Raw genomic sequence first — 10,445 nt, 5'->3', positions numbered from 1 at the left:
AGCCCGGGTCCGGTCTTCGTCGAAGTAGGCTCGCCAGTCCCAGCGCTCCGCAGGGATCTCGCTGATGCTGTCTTTGCCGGCGCTCAGGTTCGCCCAGAACGCTCCCACGTCCCCTGCCTCGGGGTAGCGGCCTGACAGGCCGATGATCGCGATTTCGCCAACCGCTGGACCCGCATTGCGCACATCGAAGCGCGAACCGAAGCGAGAACGGCTGCGCAGTGTCGGCACGATCTCGCGCTGCAGACCCGGGGCGACGGCAGGTGAAGAGAGCGCAGGTTTTTCACCAAGCAACTCGACCAGCTGCGTGTGGTGGCTCTGCAGGAAATAGCCGGACAGTGCGGCAATCGTCTGGTATTCGAAGAACAGCGTTTTCGGCAGCGGGCCGAAGGACTTCTCCAGCTTCTGCGTCAAGTCCATCACCAGGACGGAGTCGATGCCGTAGGCTTCCAGGGCCACCTGCGCATCGATCTTGTGTGGCGGCAGCTTCAAAGTGGCCGACAGCAGACGCACCAGGTGCCGCACCGTCTTGTCACGCAAGTCCTCGCCCAGCTGAACTGGCGCTGTCTCGGCTTGCGGGACGGCGGGTTCTGCCGGCGCAGCGGTCAACAGGGCGGCCTTCAGGCGTTCGACATGGCCCTCGACCACCAGCACCTGCGGCAGGCCACTGCCCAAGGCCTGGACCAAGGCTGTGCAACCACTGGCGCTGCGCAGCGGCGTCATGCCGATTTCCTGCAGCAGGTGGCGCCGCGTAGCAGCGTCCACCTGCATGCCGCCTTCTTCCCACAGCGGCCAGTTGATGGCCAGGCTGCGCCCCTGCCGCAGGCCTTGTGCCACCAGGCCATCCCGGAAATGGGCGAAGGCCTCCATGAAACCGTTGGCCGCCGCGTAGTCGGCCTGCCCGACGTTGCCCAGCGCACTGGCGATGGACGAGAAGCAGATGAAGCAGTCCAGCGCCAGATCGCGGGTGGCCGCGTCGAGGTTCAGCGTGCCGGCCACCTTGGCGTGCAGCACGTCCTGCAGTTCCTCGCGGGTCTTCCTGATGATGAAGCTGTCGCGCAGCACACCTGCGCTGTGCAGCACGCCGTTCAGGCCACCGAAGGCTTCGACGAGTTCGGCCACCAGGCTCGTCACGGCCTCGCGGTCGCCCACGTCGAGCTGGCGATATTGCGCAGCCCCGCCCATTGCCACCAGGCGGTCGAGGCTGGCCTGCGTCCTGGCGTTCAGCGGCGAGCGCCCGGTCAGCACCAGCCTCGCGCCCTTGGCCCGGCGCGCGATCTCCTGCGCGAAGATCAGGCCCAGGCCGCCTGCGCCACCGGTGATCAGGTAGACGCCCTGGTCCTGCCATGGCGAAGCCGCGTCAGCCACGCCGACCCACTCGGTCCAGCCGCCGACCTGGCGCTCGCCGCCGATGTAGCACACGTCCGCTGCCAGGCTGTCGCGGTTGTCGCGCAATGCCTGCGACAGGTTCTGCCCAGGTTCGACCTGGATCACCTGGCCGAGCAGAGCCGGGTTCTCCCGCTGCGCCGTGCGCAGCATGCCGCCCAGGCCCGCCATCAGCCGGGCCGTGCCCAGCTGGGGCACAAGCAACTGGACCCGGTGCTGGCCAGGCTGGCGGCTCAGGGACTGGAGCTGTGCCAGCAGCACCTCGGCTGCGGAGGCATAGCTCGCGGCCAGGTCCTCGTCCACGGCAATGGCCACGCAAGTCACATCCGGCAGCTCGGCCTGGACCTGGCGAGTGGCGGCCGCATCGAGGCCGCAGAGCATCACCACGTGCCGTGCGAAGCTGCGGCCCGCCGCGGCGTCGACGGCAACCGGCCTGGCTTCCCAGACCGGCTTGGCCAGCAAGGTCTGCAAAGCCGTTCCAGCTTCGGCAATGGGCGCGGCAATGCGCAGCCCGAGCCCACTGAACCGGACACAGACGACGCCGTGTTCGTCGCAAAGGTCAACGTCGATCGCGGATGGCAGCGCGCCAACGGCTGCCGTCCCGGCACTCGGTCGCAAGACGGCCCACATGTTGGCGGTGCACGGGGCGAGCAGTTCCAGCGCACCGAGCGTGGCGGGCAACCACAAGCGGCCATCGTCCGCGTGCCCGGCCGAGCGCAGCAGACCGAGGGTGGCTTGCAGTGCCGCGTCCAGCAGGCTGGGATGCAGCCCGTAACCTTCCGTCGGCGCGGAAGCCGGCAACACGACCCGGGCCAGGACCTGGCCGTCTCCGACCAGAAGTTCATTCAGGCCCTGGAAGCTCGGGCCGTATGCCAAGCCCATCCGGTCAAATGCCGCGTAGCACTGCGCAGCATCGAGATGCGCCGCGCTGCATTGCGCGCGCAACGCCACCAGGTCATGCGTTGCCACAGTGGCGCCAGGCGCCTCGGCGACCGTCACGACCGCGCCCTGGCAATGCACCCGGGATTCGTCGCCTTCGCCATCGCTGTAGATCTCGAAGCGGATGTCGCCAGCCGCCTGTGGCAGCAGCGCGATGTACAGTTCCACACCGTCCTCGCCGGCCACCACCGGTCGCAGCCAGGCGATGTCCCGGAGCTGCAGCGAGCAGTCTTCGTCCATGGCCAGGCTCACCGCGTGCCGCGCCATCTCCAGCTGCGCCACACCCGGCAGGATGCGCGTGCCTTTCACCCCATGGTCGGCGAAGAAGAACTCCTCGCCACTGAAGTGCGAACTGAAGCGCTGCACCTCAAAGCTGGAAGTGTTGCGATGCAGCAGCGGGTGCAGTTGACCGCCCGTTGCAGTCTGCACCGCCTGCGGCGCAGACACGTCCAGCCAGTAGCGTTCACGCGCAAACGGATAGGTGGGCAGGCTGATGCGCTGCGGCTTCTGGTTGCCGTACAGCCGCTGCCAGTCCACGGTCATGCCCTTGACCCACAGGTCCAGCAACTTGCCGAACTTGCCCTTGGCGATCCAGGCATCCGCCATGGCAGCCGTGTCCTCGTCGCCGGTCAGCGCCGCCAAGGTTTCCTTGTTCCGCTTGACCTGGCCCCGGTAGAGCTCGTCGACGTCGCGGCCTTCGAGGTGCTCGCTCAGCTTGTGCTTCAGTTCCTCCACCGAACTGACAACCAGCCCCAGCCGCTCTTCCATCGCCTCTCGCCCGACCTGCAGCGTGTAGGCGAGATCGGCAAGATGGATGGCCGCGTCGGCTTCGATGGCCTCGCGCAGTTGCCGGACTTGTTCCTGGAGCCGGTCTTCGCTTCTGGCCGACAGTACGATGAGTGCCGGGCCCTGGTCTGTGCGTTGGGTTTGCGCTGCGCTGTATTCCTCGACGACCACGTGCGCATTGGCCCCGCCCGCGCCGAACGACGAGATGCCGGCGATGCGTTTGCCTTCTGTCCTTGTTCCGCCGATTTCCCGGACAGGCCTGGGCCAGTCGGTGAGTGCTTGCTGCACGACGAAGGGCGTGGCCTCGAAGTCGATGTTGGGGTTCAGGACAGCCGAGTGCAGGCTGGGTGCGATCTGGCGGTGCTTGAGTTGCAGCAGGACTTTGGTGACGCCGGCAATGCCGGCGGCGCTTTCGCAGTGGCCGATGTTGGATTTGGCCGAGCCGATGGCGCAGTACTGTTTGTCGCTTGTCCATTGGCCGAAGGCTTTGGCCAGACCTGCGATTTCGATCGGGTCGCCCAGGCTGGTCCCCGTGCCGTGGGCTTCGATGTAGCTGATGTCCCGCGCGTCGATGCCGCCTTCCTTGAGCGCGCGCTCTATGACTTTGGCTTGCGCGTTGGGGTTCGGGACGGTGTAGCCGTTGGTCTTGCCGCCATGGTTGATGGCGCTGGCCTTGATGACGCCGTAGATGTGGTCGCCGTCGGCTTGCGCTTGGGCCAGGGGCTTGAGCAGGATGGCGCCCACGCCTTCTCCGGGGACGTAGCCTTCTCCGCCTTCGCCGAAGCTTTCGCAGCGGCCTTTGCCGGAGATGAATTTGCCCTGGGCGAGCATCAGATACTTGTTGGGATGCACCGAGACGTTGACGCCTCCGGCCACCGCCACGCTGCAGTTGCCTTGCCGCAGGCTTTGGCAGGCCAGGTGGATGGCGGTGAGCGAGGACGAGCACATGGTGTCCAGGGCCAGGCTGGGTCCGCTGAAGTTGCACCAGTAGGAGATGCGGTTGGCGATGGATGCGGGGCTGTTGAAGACGGCCAGGTTGTGGCCTCTGGCCTGTTCCTGCGCGCCGTAGAGTTGGTATTCCTCGTACATGACGCCGACGAACACGCCAACGTTCTGCTCCGCAGCGACGCTGCCCCGGGTGTAGCCGGCGTCTTCCAGCGTGGCGTGCACGCATTGCAGGAACAGCCGCTCCTGCGGGTCCATCAGTTCGGCTTCTCTCGGCGAGATGTTGAAGAACAGCGGGTCGAACTCATCCACGCCTTCGATGAAGCCGCCCCATTTGCTGTAGGTCTTGCCAGCCCGGGTCCGGTCTTCGTCGAAGTAGGCTCGCCAGTCCCAGCGCTCCGCAGGGATCTCGCTGATGCTGTCTTTGCCGGCGCTCAGGTTCGCCCAGAACGCTCCCACGTCCCCTGCCTCGGGGTAGCGGCCTGACAGGCCGATGATGGCAATCTCGCCGGCGGCAGAAGCGCTGGCATTCCCGTGGATCGGGCCGCGCACTTCGTAGCGAGAGCGGTGGCGCAACAGCGCTGAAACCGGCTTCTCCGCTGTTGCTGCCACAGGCAGCGCCACAGTGCTCGGGACGCTGCGCGCTTGCCCCACCAGCGCGGCCATTGCAGCAGGATGGTGCTGAACAAAATAGCCACTCAATGCGGCAATGGTCTGGTATTCGAAGAACAGCGTCTTGGGCAGCGGCCCGAACTGTTTTTCCAGGCTGCGCGTCAGGTCCAGGATCAGGATGGAGTCGATGCCGTAGCTCTCCATCTGTGCCTGTGCGTCGATCTTCTGTGTCGGCAGCTTCAGCGCATTGGCGAGGAAGCGGACCAGGTAGCGAACTGCTCTTTCGTCGAAGCTGTCCAGTGCATCGGCTGCTACCGGCACGGGCACAGGGGCGGGGACTGAGCGCTCTGCCTTCGGCGCGCTATCGGTCGGAGGTGTCGACGTGGTCATGGCCTTCAGGCCGAGCCGCCTGAATTGCACGCAGGCCATGCCGTTGGCGTCGCAGAGGTCGATGTCGACCTCCTGCACCGCGTCGCTGCTCGCATGGTCGGCGGTAGGCCGAACGACGGCCCACATCGCGGCCGTGCAAGGCGCAAGCACCGCCAGCGATCCCAAGGCAAACGGCAGCATCAGGCTCAGGCCGCCAGTGTTGGCGCCGATCCGCAGGCCAACCGAGGCCTGCATCGCCGCGTCGAGCAGGCTGGGGTGCAAGACGTAGCTGTCCTGTGCCGCCAGCACCGATGGCGGCAGCGTGATCGCGGCCACCGCCAGTTGCTCGCCGATGAACAGCTCGCCCAGCCCCTGGAAGCCGCTGCCGTAGTGCAGGCCAAGATCGTCGAACAGCGCGTAGCACTGCGCGGCACCCAGGTACGCCTGCGAGCATTGCTGCTGCAAGGCCGTGATGTCGTGCGTCACCGGCGCAGCCTGGTCCGCGGACGCCGTCACCAGGCCTTGGCCGTAGAACACCTCGGCCTCCGCGGTGCCAGCGTGCAGCGCATAACGGACATCGCCGTCATCCTCCGGATACAGCGAAACATGCAACGCCACACCCTCCGGCCCGACCGTGACGGGCCGTGCCCAGACCACGTCCTTCAGATGCAGCGCACCGGCACCATCGCCCATTCCGCTCATCGCCTCGCTCACCGCGAAGCGCGCCATTTCCAGTTGCGCGGCGCCGGGCAGGATGCGCTGGTCCAACACGACATGGTCGGCGAGGAAAAACTCGTTGCCGCTGAAGCGGCTGCTGAAGCGCGGCCCGAGCAGGTTCGAGGAATTGCGATGCACCAGCGGGTGCAGCAAGGCAGACGGGGCGGAAGTGGCCTGCGCGTCGCTGCGACCCGTCGGCACCCAATGTCGTTCCTTTGCAAACGCGTAGCTCGGCAAGCTGATGCGACGCGGCGGACGGTCGCTGTACATGCCTGTCCAGTCCACCGCCTCGCCTTTCACCCACAACGCAAGCAGCGTGTCCAGCTCGCTCCGCTCGATCCCACTGCGCGTGTCGGCGCTGGCCGTGGCCGCCTTGTTGCGCCCGGCCTGCCCGCGGTGGACCTCGTTGGCACCGGTGTCGCCGGCCAGATGGCGGGCCAGCTTCTCGCGCAGCTCTGCAAGCGAGCCTGCCACCAGGCCCAGCCGCGCCTTCATTGCTTCGCGGCCGACCTGCAGTGTGTAAGCCAGGTCATGCAGGTCGACGGCGGCGTTCTCCGGCGCGTTGGCGAATGCCCACAGCCGCTCTGCCTGCTCGCGCAGCCGCTCGTCATCGCGCGCCGACAGCACGACGGCGACGGGACCGGTCGCAGCAGGTCTGGCCACCGCCAGCGGGAGGTACTCCTCCAGTACCACGTGCGCATTGACGCCGCCAAAGCCGAACGAGCTCACGCCCGCACGACGCGGCAGGGCCTGGCCTTGCGCGTCGCGCAGTGCTGTCCACTCGCGCGCCTCCTGCACGACGTAGAACGGACTTCCATTGAGGTCGATGTACGGATTCAGCGCCTCGCTGTGCAAGCTTTTCACCAGCACCCTGTGCCTCATCTGCAGCAAGACCTTGATGACGCCGGTGACACCGGCCGCCAGTTCCAGGTGGCCGATGTTGGTCTTGACCGAGCCGATCCCGCAATGCGGCGCAGCGACGGCACTGTCCCCCGTGGTCGCGTACAGGGTCTTGAAGGCCGCCTTGAGCCCGTTGATCTCGACCGGGTCGCCCAGCTTGGTTCCGGTACCGTGCGCCTCGATGTAGGTCACCGTGCGGGGGTCAATGCCGGCGCGCTCGTAGGCCTTGGCGACCACCGCCGCCTGTGCGGTCGGATTCGGCGCCGTCAAGGAGTTGGCACGGCCGCCGTGGTTTTCGGCGATGCCGCGCACCAGACCGTGGATGTGGTCGCCATCGCGCTCGGCGTCCGACAGGCGCTTGAGCACCAGCATCGCCACGCCTTCGCCGCGCACGTAGCCGTTGGCCTCGCTGGAGAAGGTCTTGCAGCGGCCGTCCTCGGCCAGCATGCCGGCCTTCGCAAAGCTGGCGTGCAGCTCCGGATTGACGAGGGTGTTGACGCCACCGGCAATGGCCATGCCGCAGTCGCCCCGCTGCAGCGCGAGGACAGCGCGCCTCATGGCGACCAGCGAGCTGGAGCAGGCCGTTTCCACCGGCTCGCTGGGCCCATGCCAGTCGAGGAAATAGCTCATCCGGTTCGGGCCGACCGAAGCCACCGCGCCGGTTGACGAATGGCCTTCGACGGGTGTGTGCGCACGGCTGATCAGGCTGGCATAGCCGCTGGCCATCGTGCCGACGTAGAGCGCGGTGTTGCTGCCCGACAGGGCCGAGCCCGCGTAGCCAGCGTCTTCGAGCGCCTTCCAGACCTGCATCATCATCAGGCGCTGCTGCGGATCCATCAGCTCGGCTTCCTTCGGCGAGATGCCGAAGAACATCGGATCGAATTCGTCGATGCCAGCCATGAAGCCGCCCCACTTGACGCGGGCGTGCGCCTCTGCGGAGTCGGCGGACCAGGTCCCCCAATCAAGACGCTCACGCGGAATTTCGCTGATGCAGTCCTTGCCTTCGGCGAGCACGCGCCACAAGGCATCGATGTCATCCGCCATCGGGAACTGGCCGCTCATGCCGATGATGGCAATCGGCTCGTCCACCGCCGGGGCACGGCTGGGCGCTGCTGCCACAGTGGTGCGCTGGTCTTGGCTCGTGGACAGCGCCTGGGTCGCCCGGGGGGCCGGTGGGGCCGCAACAGGCCCGCCCTGGGGCGCGAAGTGGCGCCGCATGGTCTCGCGGCGCTCGCGGGCCAGGAAGCCTGCCAGTCCGTCCAGGGTCGGGAACTCGAAGAAGATCGTCGGTGTCAGCTCGGCCTGGTAGCGCTCGTTCAAGCCATTGCCGAAACCGGTCAGCGTGATCGAGTCGAAGCCGTATTCGCTGAGCGAGGTTTCGCCGTCGATGTCTTCAGGCTTCACCTTCAGCGTGGCCGAGACCCTCTCGACCAAAGCTTGCTGGATGCGCTGCCGCAACGTCGCGTCGTCGACGGCTGCGGGCTGGACCGCCACCACCGGTTCCACCGCCGCGACCGGTGCATCGAAGGCCTGGTGTTCCAAGCGCACAGGCGACGCCGCCGCTTCCTCGCGGCGTTCGGTCCAGTAGCGCTCGCGGGCAAACGGATAGGTTGGCAGGCTGATCCGCCGCGGCGCCTGGCCGCTGTTGCGATGCAATGCCGCCCAGTCGACCGGCAGGCCCCTGACCCACAGGCCCAGCAGCTTGTCGGCCTTGCCCTTGGCGAGCCAGGTGGCCGCGACCGAGGCCATGTCGATGTCTTCGTCACCGGCGAGCAGGACCATCGCGTCCTTGCCGCGCCTGGCTTGCCCGCGATGCAGGCCGGCGATGGCCTCGTCCCCTGCCAGGAAGGCAGAGAGCTTGTGGCGCAACTCGGCGAGCGATTCGACCGTCAGCGCGAGCCGTTCTTCCATCGCCTCGCGCCCGACCTGCAAGGTGTAGGCGAGATCGGCGAGCGAGAGCTCGGTCTGGTCTGCCGTGATCGCGGCGAGCAGGCGCCGCGCCTGGTCCTCCAGGCGATCCTGGCGACGCGCCGACAACACGACCATCACGGCGCCACCCATGCTGGCTGGCACCGCCGACGCGATGTATTCCTCGATCACCACATGCGCATTCGCGCCGCCCGCGCCAAACGACGAGATGCCGGCCGTGCGAGGGATCTCCTGCGCGCGGCCGCCGATGTCCCGAACCATTCGCGGCCAGGGCGCCAACTCCCGTTGCAATGCGAAGGGCGAATTGGCGAAGTCAATGGACGGATTGACCTCGGCCGCATGCAGGCTGGGCACCAGCGTCCGGTGCTTCATCTGCATCAGCACCTTGCTGAGGGCCACGATGCCAGCCGCGCTCTCGCAGTGGCCCACATTGGACTTGGCCGAACCGATGGCGCAGAACTGCTTGTCCTCGGTCCAGTCCCGGAAGGCCTTGGTGAGGCCGGCAATCTCGATCGGATCGCCCAGGCTGCTGCCGGTGCCCTGGGCTTCGAGGTAGCTGACGTTGCGGGCATCGACGCCCGCACGCTCCAGCGCGCTGCGCACGACCTGCGCCTGCATCGCCGGGTTGGGCACCATGTAGCCGTTGGTCCTGCCGCCGGCATTGACGGCGCTGCCCTTGATCACGCCGTGGATGTGATCGCCATCGGCAACGGCCTGCTGCAGCGGCTTGAGCACAAGCGCGCCCACGGCCTCGCCATCGACAAAGCCGTCGCCGTCAGCCGCAAACGACTTGCACTTGTCGCCGGCGGACAGCATCGTCATCGCGGACAGGGTCAGCAGGTGATCCGGGTCCACGATCAGGTTGACGCCGCCGGCAATCGCCACCTCGCTCTCGCCGCTGCGCAGGCTCTCCAGTGCCAGGTGGATGGCCGTCAGCGACGACGAGCAGGCGGTGTCCACCGCCATGCTGGGCCCCTGGAAGTCCAACAGGTAGGACACCCGGTTGGCGATGGACCAGAAGCGCGTGCCGCTCGGATAACGCTCGTTCATCACGCCGACGAACATGCCGACCTTGCGGCTGGCGCACAGCGTGGCGGGGGTGTAGCCGGCATCCTCGATGCAGGCGTAGGCCTCCTGGATGAACAGCCGCTCCTGCGGGCTCATGGCCTCCGCTTCGCGCGGCGAGATGTTGAAGAACAGCGGATCGAAGCAATCAACATCGTCGATGAAGCCGGCCCAGCGGGTGTAGGCCTTGCCGGGCTGGCCCCGGCGCTCATCGAAATACGGGGCGTGGTCCCAGCGCGCTGCCGGCACCTCGCGGATGCAGTTGCGTCCGGCCTTCAGGTGCGCCCAGAACTCGGTGACATCGGCCGCCTCCGGATAGCGCCCGGACAGCCCGATGATGGCCACGTCCAGCGTTGCAGGCGGCAGCGTTGCAGGCGGTGTGCCATTGCCTGGACGGCGGAAGCCGCGCGCTGTCGTGCGCCGCGACTGGCTCGTGATCCGAATGGGCGGCTCCGGCAGGCTTGGCGATGCCGCCACCTGCGGCGCTGCGGCGGCATCCAACCCGACCCAGCGCATCATCGCCTCGGGCTGGGTCGCGATGAAATGATCGGCCAGCGAATCGACGCTGGCGTACTCGAAGAACAGCGTCGGGCTGACCGCACTTTCGATGCCAAGGTCCTTGAACGCCTGGCGCAGGCCGTTGCTCAGCTCCAGCACCAGGATCGAGTCGATGCCGTAGGCGTCCAGGCCGGTGCCGGCATCGATCCTGTCGAGCGGCATCTTCAGGGTCTGGCCGACAAGCTTCTTGAACTGCTGCACGCACTTCTCGCGCAGCAGCGCGGACGTGGCGGTGACCTGGG

At 67.1% G+C, this 10,445-nt stretch carries 1 protein-coding gene; it reads right to left on the bottom strand.

The window, feature by feature from the left end; genetic code table 11:
• On the bottom strand, positions 1-10,445 hold a 10,445-nt coding region (locus FKP22_RS11160; RefSeq protein ID WP_141287569.1), incomplete at both ends, for an SDR family NAD(P)-dependent oxidoreductase.

It is taken from the genome of Ideonella azotifigens (assembly GCF_006519715.1).
GTDB lineage: Bacteria > Pseudomonadota > Gammaproteobacteria > Burkholderiales > Burkholderiaceae_C > Ideonella > Ideonella azotifigens.
This window is presented reverse-complemented; position numbering and strand designations above follow the sequence as displayed.